The sequence below is a fragment of the Nocardiopsis sp. TSRI0078 genome (genome assembly GCF_001905145.1).
Classification (GTDB): Bacteria; Actinomycetota; Actinomycetes; order Streptosporangiales; family Streptosporangiaceae; genus Nocardiopsis.
This window is the reverse complement of the sequence record NZ_LWLB01000001.1, coordinates 701,415-721,773: the sequence shown is the minus strand read 5'-3', so window position 1 is coordinate 721,773 and position 20,359 is coordinate 701,415. Positions and strand designations below refer to the sequence as shown.

At 66.8% G+C, this 20,359-nt stretch carries 18 protein-coding genes, 5 pseudogenes and 1 other annotated feature; of the genes and pseudogenes, 14 read left to right on the top strand and 9 right to left on the bottom strand.

Annotation, left to right across the window (positions count from 1 at the left end; genetic code table 11):
- The first annotated feature begins 225 nt into the window (after positions 1-225).
- Positions 226-1,017 (top strand): annotated as a pseudogene (locus A6A08_RS03295) (IS5 family transposase).
- Positions 1,018-1,205: 188 nt separating this feature from the next.
- Positions 1,206-2,591: a DHA2 family efflux MFS transporter permease subunit gene (locus tag A6A08_RS03290; protein ID WP_083608799.1), complete on the top strand. Its 1,386-nt coding sequence runs from the start codon at positions 1,206-1,208 to the stop codon at positions 2,589-2,591.
- Positions 2,592-2,600: 9 nt separating this feature from the next.
- Here A6A08_RS03290 and A6A08_RS03285 read toward each other — a convergent pair.
- Positions 2,601-3,397 (bottom strand): IS5 family transposase gene (locus A6A08_RS03285; protein WP_143181658.1). Its coding sequence is split into 2 segments (ribosomal slippage): positions 2,601-3,055 and positions 3,055-3,397, totalling 798 coding nucleotides; the frame shifts between segments, so codons are not numbered across the junction.
- Between the two features lie 244 nt (positions 3,398-3,641).
- On the opposite strand from A6A08_RS03285, the gene A6A08_RS03275 reads away from it, so the two are divergent.
- Positions 3,642-4,106 carry an NADPH-dependent F420 reductase gene (locus tag A6A08_RS03275; protein ID WP_242422080.1) on the top strand — a complete coding sequence of 155 codons (465 nt, stop codon included), beginning with the start codon at positions 3,642-3,644 and terminating at the stop codon, positions 4,104-4,106.
- A gap of 336 nt (positions 4,107-4,442) precedes the next feature.
- On the top strand, positions 4,443-5,192 hold the full coding sequence (locus A6A08_RS03270; RefSeq protein ID WP_073700964.1) for an SDR family NAD(P)-dependent oxidoreductase: 750 nt from the start codon (positions 4,443-4,445) through the stop codon (positions 5,190-5,192).
- A gap of 857 nt (positions 5,193-6,049) precedes the next feature.
- Here A6A08_RS03270 and A6A08_RS03260 read toward each other — a convergent pair.
- A complete protein-coding gene (locus A6A08_RS03260) occupies positions 6,050-6,430 on the bottom strand; it encodes a MerR family transcriptional regulator (protein WP_073700963.1) in 381 nt (126 codons plus the stop codon).
- An 86-nt stretch (positions 6,431-6,516) separates the two neighbouring features.
- A complete protein-coding gene (locus tag A6A08_RS03255) occupies positions 6,517-7,224 on the bottom strand; it encodes an NADPH-dependent F420 reductase (RefSeq protein WP_242422079.1) in 708 nt (235 codons plus the stop codon).
- A gap of 266 nt (positions 7,225-7,490) precedes the next feature.
- Here A6A08_RS03255 and A6A08_RS03250 point away from each other — a divergent pair, with 266 nt between their 5' ends.
- Complete coding sequence (locus A6A08_RS03250; RefSeq protein WP_158069250.1) at positions 7,491-7,985, top strand: flavin reductase family protein; 495 nt, start codon at positions 7,491-7,493, stop codon at positions 7,983-7,985.
- A gap of 19 nt (positions 7,986-8,004) precedes the next feature.
- On the top strand, positions 8,005-9,330 hold the full coding sequence (locus tag A6A08_RS03245) for an NtaA/DmoA family FMN-dependent monooxygenase (protein WP_073700960.1): 1,326 nt from the start codon (positions 8,005-8,007) through the stop codon (positions 9,328-9,330).
- A gap of 124 nt (positions 9,331-9,454) precedes the next feature.
- Here the strand turns inward: A6A08_RS03245 and A6A08_RS27335 are convergent.
- Positions 9,455-9,709: pseudogene (locus A6A08_RS27335) on the bottom strand (transposase); the annotation flags it as partial.
- Positions 9,710-9,816: 107 nt separating this feature from the next.
- On the opposite strand from A6A08_RS27335, the gene A6A08_RS03235 reads away from it, so the two are divergent.
- The 3 genes and pseudogenes from A6A08_RS03235 to A6A08_RS29055 all read left to right on the top strand — a co-directional run bounded on the left by A6A08_RS03235 (position 9,817) and on the right by A6A08_RS29055 (position 12,677).
- On the top strand, positions 9,817-11,745 hold the full coding sequence (locus tag A6A08_RS03235; RefSeq protein ID WP_143181646.1) for a DUF4158 domain-containing protein: 1,929 nt from the start codon (positions 9,817-9,819) through the stop codon (positions 11,743-11,745).
- Positions 11,672-12,202 (top strand): annotated as a pseudogene (locus A6A08_RS29300) (Tn3 family transposase); the annotation flags it as partial. The gene A6A08_RS03235 and the pseudogene A6A08_RS29300, both read left to right, overlap by 74 nt.
- Positions 12,171-12,677: a Tn3 family transposase gene (locus A6A08_RS29055; protein ID WP_083608752.1), complete on the top strand. Its 507-nt coding sequence runs from the start codon at positions 12,171-12,173 to the stop codon at positions 12,675-12,677. The pseudogene A6A08_RS29300 and the gene A6A08_RS29055, both read left to right, overlap by 32 nt.
- 66 nt (positions 12,678-12,743) lie before the next feature.
- Here A6A08_RS29055 and A6A08_RS03230 read toward each other — a convergent pair whose 3' ends face one another.
- The gene (locus A6A08_RS03230) at positions 12,744-13,103 is read right to left on the bottom strand and encodes a MerR family transcriptional regulator (RefSeq protein ID WP_073700959.1); all 360 of its coding nucleotides are present in this window, start codon (positions 13,101-13,103) and stop codon (positions 12,744-12,746) included.
- A gap of 207 nt (positions 13,104-13,310) precedes the next feature.
- Here A6A08_RS03230 and A6A08_RS28105 point away from each other — a divergent pair, with 207 nt between their 5' ends.
- A complete protein-coding gene (locus A6A08_RS28105) occupies positions 13,311-13,478 on the top strand; it encodes a nitroreductase family protein (protein WP_199866820.1) in 168 nt (55 codons plus the stop codon).
- A 159-nt stretch (positions 13,479-13,637) separates the two neighbouring features.
- Positions 13,638-14,405: pseudogene (locus A6A08_RS03220) on the top strand (NADPH-dependent F420 reductase); the annotation flags it as partial.
- Positions 14,406-14,572: 167 nt separating this feature from the next.
- On the opposite strand, the gene A6A08_RS03215 reads toward A6A08_RS03220, so the two are convergent.
- Positions 14,573-15,352, bottom strand: coding sequence for an NADPH-dependent F420 reductase (locus tag A6A08_RS03215; protein WP_274533990.1), 780 nt, complete (start codon positions 15,350-15,352; stop codon positions 14,573-14,575).
- Positions 15,353-15,437: 85 nt separating this feature from the next.
- Here A6A08_RS03215 and A6A08_RS28530 point away from each other — a divergent pair, with 85 nt between their 5' ends.
- The 3 genes from A6A08_RS28530 to A6A08_RS28520 all read left to right on the top strand — a co-directional run bounded on the left by A6A08_RS28530 (position 15,438) and on the right by A6A08_RS28520 (position 16,474).
- A complete protein-coding gene (locus A6A08_RS28530; protein WP_242422078.1) occupies positions 15,438-15,740 on the top strand; it encodes a hypothetical protein in 303 nt (100 codons plus the stop codon).
- Positions 15,741-15,887: 147 nt separating this feature from the next.
- Positions 15,888-16,037, top strand: a complete 150-nt coding sequence (locus A6A08_RS28525) for a hypothetical protein (RefSeq protein ID WP_242422077.1) — start codon at positions 15,888-15,890, stop codon at positions 16,035-16,037.
- Positions 16,013-16,474 (top strand): site-specific integrase, encoded by a 462-nt coding sequence (locus A6A08_RS28520; protein ID WP_338013112.1) that lies wholly within the window; start codon positions 16,013-16,015, stop codon positions 16,472-16,474. The genes A6A08_RS28525 and A6A08_RS28520 overlap by 25 nt, the downstream gene beginning before the upstream one ends.
- A 48-nt stretch (positions 16,475-16,522) precedes the next feature.
- Here A6A08_RS28520 and A6A08_RS03195 read toward each other — a convergent pair.
- From A6A08_RS03195 to A6A08_RS03185, 3 genes and pseudogenes are all read right to left on the bottom strand, one after another.
- A pseudogene (locus A6A08_RS03195) lies at positions 16,523-16,932 on the bottom strand (transposase); the annotation flags it as partial.
- Between the two features lie 813 nt (positions 16,933-17,745).
- Positions 17,746-18,813 (bottom strand): IS110 family transposase, encoded by a 1,068-nt coding sequence (locus tag A6A08_RS03190; protein ID WP_073700953.1) that lies wholly within the window; start codon positions 18,811-18,813, stop codon positions 17,746-17,748.
- A gap of 245 nt (positions 18,814-19,058) precedes the next feature.
- Positions 19,059-20,290 (bottom strand): IS3 family transposase gene (locus A6A08_RS03185; protein ID WP_242422075.1). Its coding sequence is split into 2 segments (ribosomal slippage): positions 19,059-20,011 and positions 20,011-20,290, totalling 1,233 coding nucleotides; the frame shifts between segments, so codons are not numbered across the junction.
- Positions 19,899-20,012, bottom strand: a sequence feature (AL1L pseudoknot). (Overlaps the previous gene by 114 nt.)
- Positions 20,291-20,359 lie beyond the last annotated feature (69 nt).

Here is a 20,359-nt window from a genome sequence, read left to right as displayed (position 1 = left end):
CGTTGTGCGCCTGAACTGATCGCGTTCAGGGAGGAGGCCATGACACGCCAGGACCGCTCGGCAGTAGAGCCGGGCTGCGTGTTGGAACAGCCCACAATTTTCGGCGGCTTGGGCTAGGGAGCAGAGGCTGTCGGGGTCGTGGGTGTCTTCGAGCAGGGCTTGCCACAGTGCCGGGCTGCTAAGAGCTCATCTCATTTGGGTTCTCGGTAACCTGACCTCGTGTCGATGGTTGAACGCCTGGTGCCGGATGAGCTGTGGGAACTGTTCCAGCGATTGGTGCCCGAACCGCCCACCCGCCCCCAGGGCGGTGGGCGGCGCAGACACGGCGATCGCGAGGTCCTGGCCGCGATCATCTTCGTCGCGACCAGCGGTTGCACCTGGGCCCAGCTCCCGCCCGTGTTCGGCCCGTCCGGACCCACCGCGCACCGCCGCTTCACCGAGTGGACCCAGGCACGGGTCTGGGCCAAGCTGCACCGTCTGGTCCTGGACGAACTCGGAACCCGCGGCGAAGTGGACTGGTCGCGGTGCGCGATCGACTCGGTCAACATGCGCGCCCTCCAAGGGGGGACCTGACAGGTCCGAATCCTGTCGACCGGGGCAAGAAGGGCGCCAAGATCCACTTGATCACCGAGAGAACCGGACTGCCCCTGTCCGTGGCGATCTCCGGAGCCAACACCTACGACAGCCAGGTCCCGCAGCCCCTGGTCCGCAGGACCCCTCCGATCCGGTCCCGACGTGGCCCACGACGACGTCGCCCGCCCAAGTTGCACGGGGACAAGGGCTACGACTACGACCACCTGCGCCGCTGGCTCCGCCGCCGGGGGATAGTCCACCGTCTGGCCCGTAAGGGTGTGGAGTCCTCGAAGCGGTTGGGCCGACACCGATGGCAGGTCGAGCGCACCACATGGCCTGGCTGGCCGGCTGCCGCCGCCTGCACCGACGCTACCGGCCGACCACTTCCTGGCCTTCGCCGGCCTCGCCTGCACACTGATTTGCTACCGCAGACTCACCAAATGAGATGAGCTTTTAGGGCCGGTTCGAAGCGGATCACTATCCACTGTGAGCTACCGAACACACTCTGGCTTGACATTCACATTGATGTCAATGTTGACGATGGGGGGGTGACTACTTACTCTCCTGCACGCGAGCCCGCCCCGGCGACTGACCGCTTGGGGCCTGGCGACGCCCTCGTCATCGGTCTGCTCATGGCTTCCACGTTCCTTGTGTTGCTCAATGAGATGTTGCTGGGTGTCGCTTTGCCGACCCTCGTTGCCGATCTCGGCATCACACCGTCGGCCGGCCAGTGGCTGACGACCGGCTATCTACTGACTCTCGCTGTCCTCATCCCAGCGACCGGCTTCATCATGCGGCGCTACCATCTTCGGACAATCTTCCTGACAGCACTGTCGGTGTTCATCGTCGGGACCGCGATCGCCGCTGCGGCTCCGAGCTTCGGCCCTCTCCTCGTCGGCCGCATCGTGCAGGCCGTGGGAACGGCAGTGTTCGTGCCCTTGCTCATGGCCACGGCGATCCGCTTGGTACCGGAGTCGCGACGGGGCCGGGTGATGGCGATCGTGACTGCCGTCCCTGCTATCGCTCCCGCAGTTGGGCCGGCCGTCTCGGGCCTCGTGCTGACATACCTGCCGTGGCGTTGGCTCTTCATCCTGGTGCTGCCGCTCGCCCTGGTCGCCCTGATCGCCGGTGCTCTCAAGCTGAAGAACATCACCACTCCAGAGCGTGCATCCTTGGATCTGTGGTCGCTGGCGCTGTCCATCCTCGGGTTCGGCGGGCTGGTGTTCGGGTTGTCTCTGATCGGCGAGTCTGTGTCCGGCCATGCGCCCGTGCCTCCGTTCGTTCCCATCGTGGTCGGTGCGGTCGGGTTGGCCGCGTTCGTGTTTCGCCAGGTGGCCCTTCGTCGACATGGGGACCCGTTCCTGGACTTGCGCATCTTCCGGAGCCGGAGGTTCACGGTGGCGATCGTGATCATGCTCTTCGTCGCCATGAACGGCTTCGGCGTCGCACTCGTCCTGCCCTTCGTCCTGACCGGGGCGCTGGGACTCAGCACTCTGGCGATCGGGCTGTTCCTCCTGCCGGGTGGAGTCGTCATCTCGGTTGTGTCCGCGCTCGGTGGGCGCGTCTACGACCGATGGGGTCCCCTGCCTCTCACGATCCCGGGTGCGGTGATCTGGGCATCGAGCATCTGGGCCCTCAGCACTCTGAATGACACCAGCAGCGTGTGGACCTATCTGGCGGGCTACCTCATCATGACCGCTGGTCAGGCGATGATCTGGGCGCCGGTAACGACCCTCGCGCTGTCGTCTCTCCGCTCGGAGCTCTATCCGCATGGGAGTGCTGCCTTCACCACGGTGCAGCAGCTCGCCGGCGCCGCCGGCGGCGCGGTATTGGTGTCCGCGTACACGATCGGCTCGAATGCAGCGGATGCTGGCCAGCTGACCGTGGCCCAGACCGTCGTCGCTGGCCAGACGGCGCTCATGATGGCCGGGTTCATCGCCCTTGCTGGCTTCATCGGCACGCTGTTCATCGGGCGGCGTCGGCAAGCCATCAAGGCAGAGGCCGCACCGTCCAGCTAAGAGCTCATCTCATTTGGTGAGTCGGCGGTAGCAAATCAGTGTGCAGGCGATGCCGGCGAAGGCCAAGAAGTGCTCGGCCCTGCGCTCGTAGCGTCGGTGCAGGCGACGGCATCCGGCCAGCCAGGCCATGGTGTGCTCGACCTGCCACCGGTGCCGGCCCAACCGCTTCGAGGACTCCACACCCTTGCGGGCCAGGCGGTGGACGATTCCCCGTTCTCGGAGCCAGCGGCGCAGGTGGTCGTAGTCGTAGCCCTTGTCGCCGTGCAGTTTGGCCGGCCTGCGCCGCCTCGGTCCGCGGCGGGACCGGATCGGAGGGATCCCACGGACCAAGGGCTGCAGGGCCTGGCTGTCGTGTGTGTTGGCCCCCGAGATCGCCACGGACAGGGGCAGACCGGCCCGGTCGGTGATCAAGTGGATCTTCGCGCCCTTCTTGCCCCGGTCGACAGGATTGGGACCTGTCAGCTCCCCCCTTTGAGGGCACGCATGTTGACCGAGTCGATCGCGCACCGCGACCAGTCCACCTCGCCGCGGGCACCGAGTTCGTCCAGGACCAGACGGTGTAGCTTGGCCCAAACCCTGGCGCGGGTCCACTCGGTGAAGCGCCGGTGCGCGGTGGGCCCGGAGGGGCCGAACACCGGCGGGAGCTGGGCCCAGGTGCAACCGCTGGTCGCGACGAAGATGATCGCGGCCAGCACCTGGCGGTCGCCGTGTCTGCGTCGACCGCCGCCCTGGGGACGTGTGGGCGGTTCGGGCACCACTCGCTGGAACAGTTCCCACAGCTCATCCGGCACCAGCCGTTCCACCATCGACACGCGGCCAGGTTACCGAGAATCCAAATGAGATGAGCTCTAAGCGTGTCCCACATGATCGGCGCCCTGCCGCGGGCAGACACGGATCGGCCAGGGTGCGACAGGGGCGGCCCTGCCGCACCCTTCTCGGCACCATGCGCCGCGTGCGCCCCGAGAAGATCGAAGCGGGACGGATTTAACCTTCACATTAATAGGAAGGTTCAGGCTGGAGTTATCGCTCGGCGACACAGAGGTGGACCCTATGAAGATCGGAATTCTCGGCGCCGGATCGATCAGTGCCACGTTGGTGCAGCGACTGAGTAGTGCCGGGCATGATGTGAAGGTCGCGTGCTCCTGCGGCCCGGAGACCATTGACCCGTCTCTGCTGACCTCGGGGGCACAGGCCGGGGACGCCGCCGACGTGGTGGTGGACATCGACGTACTGATCTCCTCGATCCCGCTCAACCGTATGCCCGCGATCGCACCGCTGATCCGCAGCACCCCACCGGAGACCGTGGTCATCGATACAGCGAACTACTACCCGCGCCGCGATGGCAACTTCGCTGAGATCGACAAGGGTCTTGTCGAGAGCGTCTGGGTCGCTGAACAGTTCAATCGCCCCATCGCGAAGGCCTGGAACGCGCTCACCTCTCAATCCTTCGCGGATAAGGCTGCCCCGGCAGGCACTCCGGGGCGCATCGCCATTCCCATCGCCGCGGATCGTTAGAGCGATCGTGCTGTGGCGATGCAGCTCGTCGATGAGACCGGGTTCGATGCATACGATGCTGGCGCGATCGCCGATTCAAGGATCGGCTTCCGCGGCGCCGCGATCTCGCCCTCGATCTGATCATGGAGCGCGCCCAGGGAGGCACGACGATCACCGGCGACTTCCTGGTGCGCCTCAACCGCGCCATCTACATGTAAGTCCCTCCCCACTCCCCCGAGGGGCCCGGCAGCAACGAGCCCGACATGGCTCACCTCGGCCGAGAGACCCTCTCGTTGCCGTATCGAACCATCACGATCCCGCGTCGCTTCGTCGGCGCACAACACCTAGGAGGCACCCATGGGACGCCTGGACAACAAGGTTGCACTGATAACAGGAGCCGCAGTCGGCATGGGCGCAGAACATGCCCGCGTCTTCATCGCCGAGGGCGCAAAAGTCATCATCACCGACCTCAACGAGAAGGATGGCTCAGAGCTCGCCAACGAGCTGGGAGAGAACGCCCTGTATGTGCACCATGACGTCTCGGATCCCGCTTCCTGGGCTTCGGCCGTCGCCGCTGGTACCAAGGCGTTCGGACCCATCACCGTGCTCGTGAACAACGCGGGCCTGTCCGGGCCCAGCGCGGTCACCGCTGAACTCGACCCCGAGGCATACAACCTGGTCGTTGCGGTCGACCAGACCGGAGTCTTCCTGGGCATGCGGGCAGTGCTGCCCGGCATGGTCGACGCTGGAGGCGGATCGATCGTGAACATCTCGTCGGCCGCAGCGATGGCCCACCTCCCCGGGACACCCAACGTGGCATACACGGGCGCCAAAGCGGCGGTCCGAGGCATGACCAAGGCGACGGCGATCGAGTACGGGCCCCACAACGTACGCGTCAATTCCGTGCATCCAGGCGCCATCCTCACTCCCATGGCGAAGAACCTGAACGACACCAAGGAGCTCGAGGCCCTCGCTCAGACCCTCCCGATCCGCCGGTTCGCAGACCCTCGCGAGGTGTCCTACACGGTGCTCTTTCTCGCCTCTGACGAGGCCTCGTACATGACGGGCAGCGAGCTCGTCGTTGATGGAGGACGCTTGGCCGAATAGCCCAGCCTGAACCGCCCCGTCTCACGCGCGTTCAGCTGCTTCGACCGATCACAGACATCTTCTAGGAGAGCGAGCTCATTCAGACTTGACCTTCTCATGAGTGTGAATGTCGAAGGAGGGCCGCGCTCCTGCCCGGAGCACGACAGCCGCACTGCACGGGAGGTTTACATCTATGTCGACGATCACCGAGATCATTCGTTCGCGCCGTTCGCCGCGTGCCTTAGTTCCCGATCCTGCCCTCCGGGGGGCAGGATCCGGGATGTGCTCGAGGATGCCCGCTGGGCGCCCTCGCACAGCAACACCCGGCCATGGATCACACACATCGTCTCTTGATCTGCGCAGGATGCGCTGAGCTCAGCCCTGCTGGACGCGCACGATGCCCAGAGGTGCTCTCCGGACTTCACCGAGACTTACGGCGACGGTGTATCTGGAACGTTCACAGCACCTCGCTGCTGCGGCGTACGGGGCCCGCGGCATCGCCAGAGACGACCACGAAGGACGCAACGAAGTCGTGCGCGAACCTGCGTTTCTACGGCGCCCAGCACATGGCGATGCTGTTCGTGCCGCAGCTCGGCGATGGAGTGCGCGCAGCCAGCGATGTCGGGATGTACGCGCAGAACTTCCTGCTGTCCCTGCGCACGGGCACGGATACCAGGGAATCCCTCAGGCAGTACATGGGGTGTATGCGGACACGGTTCGCAGCACCTCGGGGTACCGAAGGACCAGAAGCTGCTGTTCGGTATCGCGTTCGGGACAGCTTACCCAGAGTCACCCCTGCGCAGTCTCGACATCGGCCGCGCACCGCTGGATCAGAGCGTGGTGCTGCATGACTTGGACGTGCTCGACGAGCGTGGCCCTCAGGAGGCAGTGGAGACCGAGTCGGCGCGGTCCATCGCCTCGATGTAACGCGTCAGGGCGGCCCGATTCTGTTCGAGGAACGAGATGCGCTCGGTCATCTTGTCGCGCTGTTCGACCAGCAGTTCTCGCAGTTCCGGGTCGGGGTCGGCGACCAACGTGGCATCGGTGTCGTTGAGGCACGGCAGCATGTCGCCGATGATCCGCGTTGGAATCCCCGAGTCGAGCAACCCGCGGATCTTGAGCACACGCTGGACGAGGTACTCGTCGTACTCGCGATACCCGTTATCGAGCCGCCGGGGCGTGATGAGGCCCTGCTCCTCGTAGTACCTCAGCATGCGCGCCGGGACCCCGGTCCTCCTGGTTAGCTCTCCGATCCTCATACATGCCCCTTCATCGTGGTGTTCGTGCTTGTGCTGCAAGGGTGACGGTAGGTTGCCACCGACCGCCCGCGCAGCTGCTGCGGACCTCAGAACTCCCGATCAGCTACGGCGGCGCGGGTGGAGGCGTCCACCAACTCGCGGAGCCGGGACGCGGGCACGGGGGCTCCCATGTCAGCGGAGAAGTTGGAGAAGAATGACTCGGGATCCGCAGCATAGACCAGCGTGTACGCCCCCGACTCCGGTTCGGTCCTCCAGGACTCCGCGAGCGTGCCTGCGTCGACCGGATCGAACCCCATTCCGGCGACGACACTCGAGATGAGAACCTTCGCATCCTCGGAGTCACCGAAGACCGCCATCCCCGACCGGTCCGCCGCATCTGCTGGGCGGGTGAGCGACGGGATGTGGTGGGCGACGATGTTGTTGAACGCCTTCACGATCACCGCACCGGGGAGCAGCTTCGTCTCGTACTCGGCGGTAGTGAGATCGAGGGAGTCGAGCTCGGCGATCCGACCATCGCGACTGGGGTAGTAGTTCCCGGTGGAGAGCACAGCGCGCCCAGAAAGCAGCTCCAGAGGGAGAGTCCCGTAAGCGGACAGCGGGACAGCAAGGACAGTGAGATCACCAAAGCCGGCGGCCTCCTCCACTGTCCCCGCCTGAGCAGCTGCACCGAGCTCCGCTACGAGTCCCACAAGGGTCTCGGGGCCGCGAGAGTTCGCGACCATGACCTCCTCCCCTGCCGCGACAGCGAGACGCGCGAGTCCGGATCCGATCGAGCCGCTACCGATGATGCCCATGCGAGACATGTGATTCTCCTAGATGACTGTCGGCCCCGCCCTGCTCCGCCGTGCTGCCGGATCGCTGCACTGAGCCCCTGGCGGGCGGCGACCACGCCAGAGAGCTTGCTCAAGACTCCCTCGTCAAGGGAGAGGCGAGGACTCCTAGAGCCAGTGTCCGAGCTTCACACATATGTCAATGTCAAGCCTAGCAATTCGCAGTGGCGCAGATCTCTTGCTCAAGCCCATTGACCTTCTCACCGATGTCAAGGCCTGACAATGTCGGCATGACTCTCACCAGCCGAAACCCCACGGACACCTCACTGGCGATGCGGCACGTCCTAGCCGGCTTCCCGACCGGTATCGCTGTCATCGCCGCGCATCTCGGGGGAAGGACCGTGGGGCTGTCTGCGAACTCCCTGGTCTCCGTCTCGCTCGATCCACCGCTGGTCGCCATCTCTTTCGCGAAGACTTCGACGTCGTGGCCCCTGCTGCGTCGAGCCCCCCGCTGGGGCATCAGCATCCTCGGAGAGGACAGCAGCGACGTGCTCACGAGAATGCGGCGACCGTCCGCTGAACGCTTCGACGGCATCGAGATGAGCGCCGATGGCGACGCCGCGCACGTGGTCGGCAGCCTCGCCACGCTCACGGTCGAGCTCGCCCGCGAAATCGAGGCCGGCGATCACGTCCTCACGCTCCTGCACGTGCTCGATCTCGATCGGGATGACGAGCAGCTTCCCCTCGTCTTCTTCGGCAGCCGCACCCACCGGCTTTCCGCCTGACCCTTTGATCGGAGACCTCATGTCAGACCGCAAGATGCTGCTGGGCATGCAGCTGGGTACCACCTACGGTGCGCAGGCGACAGCCTGGCGTGCCCCCCACGTCACCCGGGAGAACTACACCGACTTCGACGCCTATGTCCGGTACGCGCAGGCAGCAGAGCGCGGGAAGTTCCACTTCCTCTTCCTGCCCGACACCCCCGGCATCGACAGCTTCCAGCCGGGCGAGACGCCCGTGTTCTCCTTCGATCCGTTCCTGACCCTCACCGCCATCGCGCGCGCGACCAAGCGGATCGGCATGGTCGCCACCGCCTCCACCACCTTCATGGAGCCCTACAACATCGCCCGGCAGTTCAAAACTCTTGACCTGATCAGCCATGGTCGTGCGGGATGGAACCCCGCGACCACCTCCAGTCCCGCAGCGGCGGCGAACTTCGGCCAGCAGGTCGCCGACCGTCCCGAGCGCTACCAGAAGGCCCATGAGTCGATCCAGATCGTCCAGGCGCTCTGGGGCAGCTGGGAGCACGATGCGCTGATCTACGACGTCGAGGGCGGCCAGTTCCTCGATCCGGAGAAGATCCGGCCGGTCAACCTCAGAGGCGAGTTCTACGCTTCCCGGGGGCCACTGCCCATTCCTCCATCCGAGCAGGGCCAGCCCGTGCTGTTCTCCGCGGGAGGAGGAGCCAACGGATTGGCCATCGCCGGCCGCTACGCGAGCGGAGTCATCGGCTCCACGTTCTCCATCGAGGACGCGCGAACGCAGCGGGACGCTGCGCGCGAAGCCGCCCGTGCTGTTGGCCGAAACCCGGACGAGATCGCGTTCTTTGCCGGAATCATGCCCGCGATCGCACCCACTGTGCGCGAAGCGATCGACCGCCGGCTCCGGCTCGGTGAGCACCAGTTCATCCAGCGGGTGCCATACCTCGGCCAGATGCTCGGCCTCGAGCTCCGCCTCGACCAGATCGACAGGCCACTCACCGCCGAGCAGCTCTCCCTCGCGCAGCCCACCCCGTTTGATCCTCGTGCTCCGCGTGCCCTCGAGGTCGCGCGAGAAGGCTGGACGATCCGAGAGATCCTCGCCCACGGGGTGATCGACTACCACCCCACCCCTGTAGGACCACCGGAAGTCACAGCAGACCACATGCAGGAGTGGTTCGAATCAGGAGCCGTTGACGGCTTTTGGGTTTCTCACGACGTCTACGAGGACGGTATCGACACCTTCGTCGACAGCGTGGTGCCGATCCTGCAGGAACGCGGACTGTTCCACCTGGACTACGAAGGAACGACTTTGCGCGACCACCTTGGCGCGTCACCCCAGTACGGCCTCGATCCACGCGTCACAGGTTGAACACGGAGCATGTGAGTTGGCTTCGCCGTCCAGAGCAGCAGAAGCTGCCCCGCTTCTTTGACATGCCCCAAACTGGGGGAACTGAGCAGGACAGTTTCACGAAGGTGAGCGACTCAAGCACCTTTCGAACCATCTGAGGAACGCCATCCGCGCCCTTGCGGGCCAGGCGATGGACGATCCCGCGTTCGCGCAGCCATCGGCGCAGGTGGTTGTAGTCGTAGCCCTTGTCGCCGTGGAGCTTGCCGGGTTTGCGCCGCCTGCGGCCTCGCCTGGACCTGATGGGCGGTATCGCACGCACCAGCGGCTGCAGGGCTTGACTGTCGTGCAGGTTCGCACCCGAGATCGCCATGGAAATCGGAAGCCCGGCCCGATCGGTGATGGGGGTCGAGGAGGATTACTACAGGATTTAGCGGTAGAGCCGTGACCTGGGCGACGGTTCGGTGACGGGGCCGATTTGCCCAATCCGCGGCCCCTACGTTCGTGGCCATGCCGCATGAGTACCTCTCCCAAGACCAGATCGCCCGCTACAGCCGCTTCCCCGACGAGCTGTCGGTCACCGACCTGGAACAGTGCTTCTGCCTGACCCCCAACGCCCTCGCCCTGGCCACGAGCAAACGCACCCCCGCCACCCAGCTCGGCTGGGCGGTGCAGTGGGGCACCGTGCGCATGCTCGGCATCTTCCAAGCCGACCACCCCACCCGGGTGCCCGAACGCGCGGTGGCCTTCGCCGCCGACCAGCTCGACGTCGACCCCGGAATCCTTCCCGACTGCCGCACCCGGGCCCAGACCGCCTACGAGCACGCCTGGCAGATCCGCGACACCTTCGGCTACCGCGAGTTCGCCGCCGAGGAGGAGGACCTGCGCGCCTACCTCGCGGCCCGGGTCTGGGCCAGCGAGGAAGGCCCCCGCGCCCTGTTCGACCGGGCCGTGCTCTACCTGATCGAACACCAGATCCTGCTGCCCAGCCTGAGCGTGCTCTCCCGGCTGGTGCGCCAGGCCCGGCGAAAGGAGAACGCCCGCCTGCACACCCACCTCACCAGGCGCATCCCCACCACCGTGCACGCCGACCTTCTCGACCTGCTGCGCGTGCACGACGACTCCCGCTTCTCCGAGCTGGAACGGCTGCACACCGAACCCGACCGGCTCTCCAGCCCCGGCATGGTCGAGGCCCTGGACCGTACCAGCCTCATCGCCGGGATCGGCGCCGGGAAGGTGGAGGTGGACGACGTGCCCCAGGCCAAGCTGGAGGCGCTGGCCCGGTACGGGCTGCGCGCCAAAGCCCCCTCCCTGGCCGATCTGACCCCCGATCGGCAGGCCGCGACCCTGCTGGCCACCGTCCGCCACCTGGAGACCGCCTCGGTCGATGACGCCCTGGACGTGCTGGAGGTGCTGATCACCTCCAAGCTGCTCAAGAGGGCCGAGCGCGAGGGTAACGAGGACAAGCTGCGGGCCCTGCCCAGCCTCAAGAGCGCGGCCAAGAAGATGGCCGCGGCGATGGACGTGCTCATCAACACCCCGCAGGCCACCACCACCCGGGTGGTCTCGCTGGCGGAGGTGTGGAACGCCATCGAGGAGGTGGTGCCGCGCGAGACGCTCATGGAGGCGGTCAAGACCGTCGCTGAGCAGGTGCCCGAGGACGCCGACGAGGCCGCCGAGTGGAGGGCCCGGCTGGTCAAGCGCTTCCGCACCGTGCAGGGCTTCATCGAACTGCTGGTGGAGGTCATCGACTTCGACGCCGTCGAAGCGGGGCAACCGGTGCTGGAGGCGCTGCGCACCGCCGCGGTGATGGCGCGCAGCCGCAAGCACTACAAGGCGGCCGACATCGCCGCCCACGCCGAACTCACGGCAGGGTCGTGGAAGCGGCCTATCTTCGCCAACCCCGACCTGGAGCCGGGGCGCATCGACAAGGCCGCCTTCATCATGTGCGTGATCGAACACCTGCACCGCGCCCTGAAGCGCCGCGATGTGTTCGCCCGCGGCGCTGATCGGTGGGGTGACCCCCGCGCCCGCCTACTCTCTGGAGTGGCCTGGTCGGCCACCCGGGAGCGGGTGCTCACCGCCCTGGAACTGGAGGCCGAGCCCGCCGGGCACCTGGCCGAACTCGCCTCCGCGCTGGAGGCCGGCTACACCCGGGTCCTGGACGGGCTCGGCTCCAACACCGCGATCCAGTTCAGCGACGGGCGCCTGCGCGGGCAGCCCCTCCAGGCCGCCGCCGACTCGCCACTGATGGGCGAGTTCCGTGCCCTGGTGGACGCGATGATGCCTCGCCTGGACCTGCCCGACCTGCTCATGGAGGTCGCCGCCCGCACCGGCTTCACCACCGCGTTCACCCACTACTCCGGTGGCCAAACCCGGCGTGCCTGCCCTGACCCTGGGCCGCCTGCAACAGGTCGACCACGCCTACCTCCGGGCTGAGACGTTGACCGCGGCCAACGCCCACCTCATCGAAGCCCAGACCACCATCGACATCACCGCCTCCTGGGGCGGCTGGCTGATCGCCTCGGCCGACGGCATGCGGTTCGTCATCCCTTCGCGGAACCTGCACGCGTGGGTCAATCCCAAGTACTTCGGGTTGCGCGAACGCGGTTCGACCTGGTTGAACGTGGTCAACGACCAGGTGATGGGCCTGGACAGGCTGGTGGGGCCCGGCACCATCCGCGACTCGCTGTTCATCCTGGACGCCCTGCACGCCCGCGACGGCGGGCCCAAGCCGGAGATGGTCATCACCGACACCGCCTCCTACTCCGACATCGTCTTCGGGCTGTTCGCGATCTGCGGCTACCAGTTCTCCCCGCGCATCGCCGACCTGGGCGACACCCGCCTGTGGCGCACCAACACCCGTGCCTCCTACAGGCCCCTGGATCAGATGTCGCGCCACACCGTCCGGCTGGACACGGTCCGCGCCCACTGGGCCGACATGCTTCGGGTCGCGCCGGATCGCTCACCACGGGTGCATCTTCAAGACCCTGCACCTGCTCCAATTCCTGCACGACGAGCCCTACCGGCGCATGATCGGCGCCCAGCTCAACGTCTCCGAATCCCGCCACCAGCTGGCCCGCAAGATCTGCTTCGGCAACCGCGGCGAACTCAAGCAGCGCTACCGACAGGGGCTGGAGGACCAGCTCGGCGCCCTGGGGCTGGTGCTCAACGCCGTGGTGTGGTGGAACTCGCTGTACATCGACGCCGCCGTCACCCAGCTGCATTCCGAGGGGTTCGACGCCACGGAGGAGATGTGCGCGAGGCTGTCCCCACTCGGGTTCGATCACATCAACGTCCTCGGGTCCTACACCTTCCCCACCGACCCGACGGTGGAAGACCTACGGCCCCTGCGCGACCCGCACGGGTGATCTGTCGGGGGAGCGGGGCGGTACCAAGGCGCGATGGTCGACGGACAGCCGTGGCTCAGGCGGTGTTCACTCGCCGCGCATGGCTTCCTGGGTGGCCCTGACCATGCTGTTCAGGGTCTGGCGTGCGCGGGCCAGGTCCTCCGCTTGGGCGTCGATACGCTCGAGTTCGCAGACGAGCTGGCGCAGGACCTGAGGCGGGCAGCGCTCCCCGTTGTTCCTGATGTGGGGCAAGAGCGCGGCGATGGTCGTGCTGTTCATCCCGACCGCGAAGAACTGCCGGATCAACACCACGCGGCTCACGGCGTCCTGGCCGTAGTGGCGCTGCCCGCTGGCGCTGCGTTCGCTGGAGAGCATGCCCTGCTTCTCGTAGTAGCGCAGGGAACGCACGCTGGCCCCGGTCTGCTCGGCCAGTTCTCCGATCCGCATGAGCGGCCTCCGCCCCGATTTGCCCCTGACACCGATGTCAGGTCCTAGTGTAGCGGCGCGGCCACCACACACCACCAGGACGTGGTCGTGCGGTGTGCGCGTGAGCCGGCCCTGCCCAGAAAGAACCGTTATGCCCCACAGTCCCCGTGCCTTCTCCGACATCGTGCGCTCTCGGCGCTCGGTACGGGGTCTTTCCTCCCGGACCCGGTGCCCGCGACCGACATCCGTGCGGTGCTGGAGGAAGCACAGAAGGCGCCGTCCAACCGCAACACCCAGCCCTGGCAGGTGCACCTCGTCTCGGACATGGGTCGGGTACCGCAGACCGAGAGCATCGTGCCGTACGAGCCCTCCGAAGTCCTGGACAGGGCGCACTAGGGGCCGACGCGAGGCCCTCACGAACCCACGGGCTCTGGCCCGACCGGCCCCGCGCAGGCGCCTGCTCCTGTTGCAGGCAGGTGTGTCGCCGACGTCCACCGTCCCGGCGTTGGCGTAAGAACAGCGTGGGGACCGCTCGGTTCCGCTTCACCACACACACCACTACGAAGGAGATCCACCGTGAAGATCGGCATTATAGGAGTCGGACACATCGGCAAGACCCTGGCCCAGCGGTTGAGTGCTGCCGGACACGACGTGAAGGTGGCCAACTCGCGCGGCCCGCACACCATCGAGGCCGACGTGCTGGCCTCGGGAGGGCGCGCGGTCCCAGCGGCCGAAGCCATGGTGGATGTGGACGTCGTCATCCTGTCGATCCCCATGAACCGTATTGCGCAGATCGCGCCGCTGATCGCCGGGGTGCCTGCTGAGACGGTCGTCATCGACACGTCGAACTACTATCCGATGCGCGACGACAGGATCACGGCCATCGAGGCAGGCCAGGTCGAAAGCCTGTGGGTGGCCGAACAACTGGGCCGACCCGTGGTCAAGGCATGGAACGCGATCGGTTCCGGCTCCTTGGCCAGGAAGGACAAGCCCGCGGGAAGCCCGGAGCGCATCGCCATCCCGGTCGCGGCCGACAGCGACAGGGAGCGCGGTGTGGGGATGGCGCTCGTCGAGGACACCGGGTTCGACGCATTCGATGCCGGAACGCTCGCGCAGTCCTGGCGGCAGCAGCCGGGTGCGCCCTGCTACTGCACCGACCTCACCCGCCGCGAGATGCCGGCCGCGCTGGAGGCGGCCGATGCGGCACGCCTGCCGAAACGGCGGGACCTGGCGGTCGCCGCGATCCAGGAAAGGGTCGGGGACACAGGGACCAACCCCGACGCGGAATACGGTGTCCGCCTGAGCCGGGCCCTGTACATGTGAACCCCACAGCCCTTCATCGGTCGATGGTGAGCCCCTGCGGGCGGTGAAGACGGCGCCGAAAGACGAGCTTTCCCGCACGGCCGCCACCGGCGTCCCTGCCAGCGCAGCCTGGGCAACACATGAAGGCCTCCGCCGGTTCTACGGCGGAGGCCTTCCGTCATTCCTGGTCAGAAGGTGCGCTCGGCCACCTTCACCCGTCGGCTCCCCTCCAGGGCGGCGCGCAGCTCCTCGGCCGAGACCGGAGCGGCCGGAGCCTGCATCATCTGCTCGGGCGGCACGTCGGGGTCGGCGAGGTAAATCCGGGTGTAGGCGCCGGACTCGGGTTCGAAGCGCCAGCTTTCGGCCGGGGTGCCGGCGTCGACGGTGTCGAATCCGAGCCGGTCGATCAGCGCGGCCGCCCGGGCCTTGGCGCCGGGGTCCTCACCGGCGATGGGCAGGGCACTGCGGTCACCGGCTCCGGTGGGGCGGGCGAGCTGGGGGATGTGGTGGGCCATGATGTTGTTGAAGGCCTTGACCAGCACGGCGCCGGGCAGGAGCTGTTGGGTGAGTTCGGTCGTGGTCATCTCCTCGGAGTCGAGTTCGGCGATGCGACCGTCGCGGAAGGGGTAGTAGTTGCCGGTGTCCAGTACTGTGCGCCCGCGCAGCAGCCCCTCGGGCAGGGAGCTGTAGGCGGTCAGCGGAATGCTGAGTACAGTCGCCTCACCGGCACGGGCGGCCTCCTCCACAGGGGCGGCGGTGGCGCGCGGCCCCAGCTCCTCGACCAGACCGGTCAGGCTCCGCGGGCCCCGTGAGTTGGCGATCACGACGTCGATGTTGGCCGCGACCGCCAGCCGCGCGATCGCGGTTCCGATGTTCCCGCTTCCAATGATCCCCAGAGTCGACATCGCCTGCTCCTCTTCCTCGTGGTGGCCGTCCGGCGTCCGCGCGCACGTTGGCGCACGGAGCACCTGGCCACGTTAGAACCTGACACTGGTGTCAGGGGCAAATCGCGACGCACAAGGCGTGTTCGAGAAGCGTCAGACGGCTTCGTGCTTGTGGAAACACGCCCCCCGGTCCGCAGCAGCCCTCCGAAACGACTTCTGGAAACACACGGACCGGGGGCCGCGGCGTACCTACGACCTTCCCGACGATCTGGCGGGCGAGCTCGCCTCCTTCACCGAACAGCTGACCTCGCCCACGGACCTGGGGGCAGCCACCCGCGACAAGTACCGGCGCAGCACGGCGCACTTCCTGGACTGGCTGGCCCAGGCCCGACAGGCCGGCGTTCTGGACGGCGCCCCCTCACCAACCCGGCTGCGAGGGACTGGGCAGTGCGCGACTGGCGCCGGCACCTGAAGAACACCCGCACCCGCTCGGGCGCCCACCTGGGAGCGGCCACCATCAACAACCGGCTCGCCGCCGTGGACGCCTTCTTCGCCCTGCGCGGCTCCGGTCGCCCCCAGGTGGTGCGCGAACACCTGGCCCGCCCCAGCCCCCCGGGCGTTGGATCAGCGCACGCTGTTGCGGTTCCTGCGCACCGTGGCCCGCGACGCAGGCCCCCGGGACTGGGTCATCTGCCACCTGGCCTACTACGCCGGCCTGCGCGTGGCGGAGATCGTCGCCTGGACGTGGCCGACGTTCGGCTCTCAGTGAGTAAGGGGAGCGTGCGAGTGCGCGGGAAAGGACGGTTGGGCGGCAAGGATCGCACCGTGCCCCTGCACGCCCAGGCCCGCACCACCCTCGAGGAACTCCTGGACGACCTCGGCCACCCCACCGCGGGGCCGCTCATCCGCAACCGCGACGACGCCGCCCTGTCCACCCGGGCCGCCAACGGAGTGGTCACCGCCCTGGGCGCCGCGGCGGGGACCGGGCCGGCCGACGACGGGGAAGCGTTCGGCCCGCACGTGCTGCGCCACACCTTCGGCACCGACCTCGTGCGCGGCCGCGGCGAACTCGCCACCGCACCGGTCGACGTGGTCCTGGTCGCGGAGCTGATGGGCCATGCCGACCTGAACACCACCCGCTGCTACACCCTGCCGGGTGAGGCGGACAAGACCCGCGCCCTGGACGTGCTCACCATCGACCGGTGAGCGATCGGAGGTCTACCGCCAAATCCTGTAGTAATCCTCTTCGACCCCCGTGATCAAGTGGATCTTGGCGCCCTTCTTGCCCCGATCGACAGGATTGGGACCTGTCAGGTCCCCCCTTTGAGAGCACGCATGTTCACCGAGTCGACCGCGCACCGCGACCAGTCCAGCTCACCGCGGGAGCCGAGTTCGTCCAGGACCAGGCGGTGCAGTTTCGCCCACACACGGGCCCGACTCCACTCGGTGCAACGCCGGTGTGCGGTGGGCCCGGAGGGGCCGAAGACCGGCGGGAGCTGGGCCCAGGTACAGCCGGTGGTCGCCACGAAGATGATCGCGGCCAACACCTCACGGTCTCCGTGTCTGCGCCACCCACCACCTTGAGGCCGGGTGGGCGCCTCGGGCACCACCTGCTGGAACAGCTCCCACAGTCCGTCCGGCACCAAACGCTCAACCATCGACACCGGGCCAAGCTATCGAGAATCCAAATGAGATGAGCTCTAAGTCGAAGATCCACCTGGGTGTGGCAGGACCCAGCCTGGGTCCGGTATCAACGGTCTTGAATGGGGCGTCTACGTTGAAGGCCCGTGCTGGACTCCGCCTCAGGGGCTTCGGACCGGTTTCAACGTTCCTTTGTGGGACGTCTACGTTGAAGGATCGAGAACGTCGAGCTGGCGGCCGAGGGCCACGAGTTTCAACGTTCTTGGGTGGGACGTCTACGTTGAAGGACGCCCATCACGGTGCTGAGCCGGGCGAGGCCCGTGTCTCAACGCTCTCGGGCAGGGTGTCTACGTTGAAGGATCTTCCAGCAAAAGACAGCTCTCTACCCGGTGACGCCCCAGCGCCCTCGGACAGGGCGTCTACGTTGCAGGGTGTTCAACCACGTGCCCTGAGGGATCTGCGGAGTGATGTCGCAACGCCTCCGAGCGGGGGCGTCTACGTTGAAGGACACGAGTGGCTCGGGCCTTGTACGTCGACACCTGGTCTCAACGTCCTCAAACGGGACCTCTACGTTGAAGGAGGGTGATGCCATCGTTGGTCACGCCCATGCCCTCGCCTCAACGTCTCCGGCTGGGACGTCTACATTGAAGTTGCCAGGGAGGCTGCTACCGCAGCGTCGCTACCGCGTCTCAACGTCTCCGAGTGGGACGCCTATGTTGAAGGTTCGTGCGGAACCTGGTCGCGCTCCTTGGGGAGAGTCTCAACGCCCTCACGTAGGGCGTCTACCTTGAAGGGACCCCGCGCGGTTGTTTCGTGCCGGGACGGTCCTATAGATGTCAAGCGAGGCCGAGGTCGGTCTTGAGATCGTGGAAGACCTCTCGAGCGATGAAGCGTTTGAGGCAGCGCAGCACGTCCTTCTTTGACAGGCCCTCGGCACTACGGCGGCGCATGTAGTCGATGGTTCGCTGGTCATAGCGGAGCCTGCAGACGGCGATCATGTGCAGGGCACGGTTGGCCTGCCGGTCTCCACCGCGATGCAGTCTCATCCTGTGAGACTTGCCGGAACTGACAGGGACTGGCGCGACACCGCACAAGCGAGCGAGTCCGGCTTCCGAGCCGAGCCGGTCGACGTTCTGGCCGGCGGTGACCAGCAACTGGGCCGCGTGACCGGTGCCGATCCCCACCCGGGAGACGAGCGTCGGAGCGGTCCGGGCCACGAGCCGATCCAGTTGGGTCTGGACAGCGGTGATCTCCTCGTCCAGATCGTGCACGCGCCTGGCCAGGCTGCGCAGGGCCATCCTCGAGGCCTGAACCGGGTCATCCAGCCGCGTGGTGTCGGGTCGGAGCCTGGCGCACTGGGACGCCTTGCCTCGCCCGCCGCGCGCGGTGATGTGCTCACGCACCCGGGCGGGCGCCGTGATCAGCGTGTTCTGCAGCTGGGTTAGGGCAGCGGAGCGGGCTTTGACTGCGGAGTTTCGCGCCAGGGAGAGCAATCTGATCGACTCCACGACACCGGTCGTGGTCTTGGGTTTGGCGGTGGCTTCTCCGGCCAGCACTTTGCGCGCGGCGGCTTCGGCGTCGATCGCGTCGTCCTTGCCCTTGCGGGCTCGGGTGTGGGGGTGGGGTGTGTTCACCTCGATCACGTCGATACCGGCGTCGAGCAGGTACCTGGTCAGCCCCGCGGCGTAGGAGCCGGTTGACTCGATACCGACCCGGTCCAGGAGACCGAAGCGGGTGAGCCAATCGAGGAGGTCACGGTATCCGGGGGTGGTGGCCGCGAATTCCTGGTCGGCGATGCGTAGCCCCTTGTCATCGAGCACGACCACATGGTGGGTGTCCTTGTGCGCATCGATACCGGCGACGATCACGGGTTGCGTGGCGGTGGTGAGCACGGTGGTGGCCATCGTGGAGCGGTCTCCTTCGCTTCTTGTGCTGGATGACCGAACCGAGCCGGGTGGACGCAACAGTGATGGGGCACGTTGAACAGGGTCCTATGAAGTCACATCCCGTCCGGGTCCGGCTTTCCAGACCACATGGGGAGCTACTCGGTGGAGCCGACGGGTCCCGGCCAGGACAGCACCGTCAGATGCGTCAGTTTTTTAGGAAGTCAGACCCACACCGAGCAGCTCTCCCTCATCCTCACTGTTCTTTAGAGGCTCGGAACCAACGCTTCGTCGTGTGCTGACACCGATTCCTGCCGGTAGAAGTTGTCTTCGAACTCCGCTGGCGGCACCAGCCCGATCTCGCCGTGCAGGCGGCGGTGGTTGAACCAGTCCACGTACTCGGCCACCGCGATCTCGACCTCGTCCAACCCCTTCCAGGGCCCGCGGTTACGGATCAGTTCGGACTTGAACAGCGAGTTGAACGCCTCGGCCAGAGCGTTGTCATAGGAATCGCCGGTGGAGCCGACCGAGGCCACCGCCCCCGCCTCGGCCAGACGTTGGGTGTAGCGCACCGCGAAATACTGCGTGCCGCGGTCGGAGTGGTGGACCAGCCCATCGACGCGCCGCCCGACGTGCGCCCGGTTCCACACCGCCATCTCCAACGCGTCCAGCGCCAGGCTGGTGCGCAGCGACCGTGCCACCTGCCAGCCCACCACGCGGCGCGAGTGCACGTCGATGACGAACGCAGCGTAGACCCAACCCGCGAACGTGCGGATATAGGTGATGTCGGCAACCCACAGCTGGTTGGGTGCATCGGCGGTGAAGGCCCGTTCCACCAGGTCGGGCCGGGTGTCCAGGGCTGTGGACCCCACGGTAGTGCGGGGCCCCTTGGTGCGGGAGATCCCGCGCAGCCCCGCCTGCTTCATCAGCCGCTGGACCGTGCAACGGGCCACCCGGTGGCCCTGCCGGTTCAGCTCGGCGTGGACCTTGCGCACCCCGTAGACGCCGTAGTTGTCGGCGTGCACCTGCCGGATCTTGGCGGTGGTGGCCTCATCGGTGCGCGAGCGCAGCGACGGGGCCCGGCTCTTGGCCGCGTAGTAGGTAGACGGGGCGATCTGCAGGGTGTCGCAGATCGGCTCGACCCCGAAATCCTGCCGGTACAGGTCGATGTAGGCCACTACCTGGTGTGTGGGCGGTCGAGCTCCGCCGCGAAGAAAGCCGACGCGGATTTGAGGATCGCGTTGGCCCGCTTCAGCTCACGGTTCTCGCGTTCGAGTTCGGCCAGGCGCTGGGCCTGGTCGGTGGTGGTACCGGGCCGGTGGCCGGCGTCGACCTCAGCCTGGGTGACCCAGTTGCGCAGCGTTTCGCGGTTGATGCCCAGCTGGTCGGCTACACGGGCGATAGCCCCGCTGCGGCTGGCCGGGCCCCGGCGGGCGTCCACGGCCATACGAGTGGCGCGTTGTCGCAGCTCATCGGGGTATTTCCTCGGTGCTGGCATGCATCTCATCCTTCCCAGGTTTGAGAGCCTCCATCACACCCAGCACGAAACATCCTGACCGACCTGCGC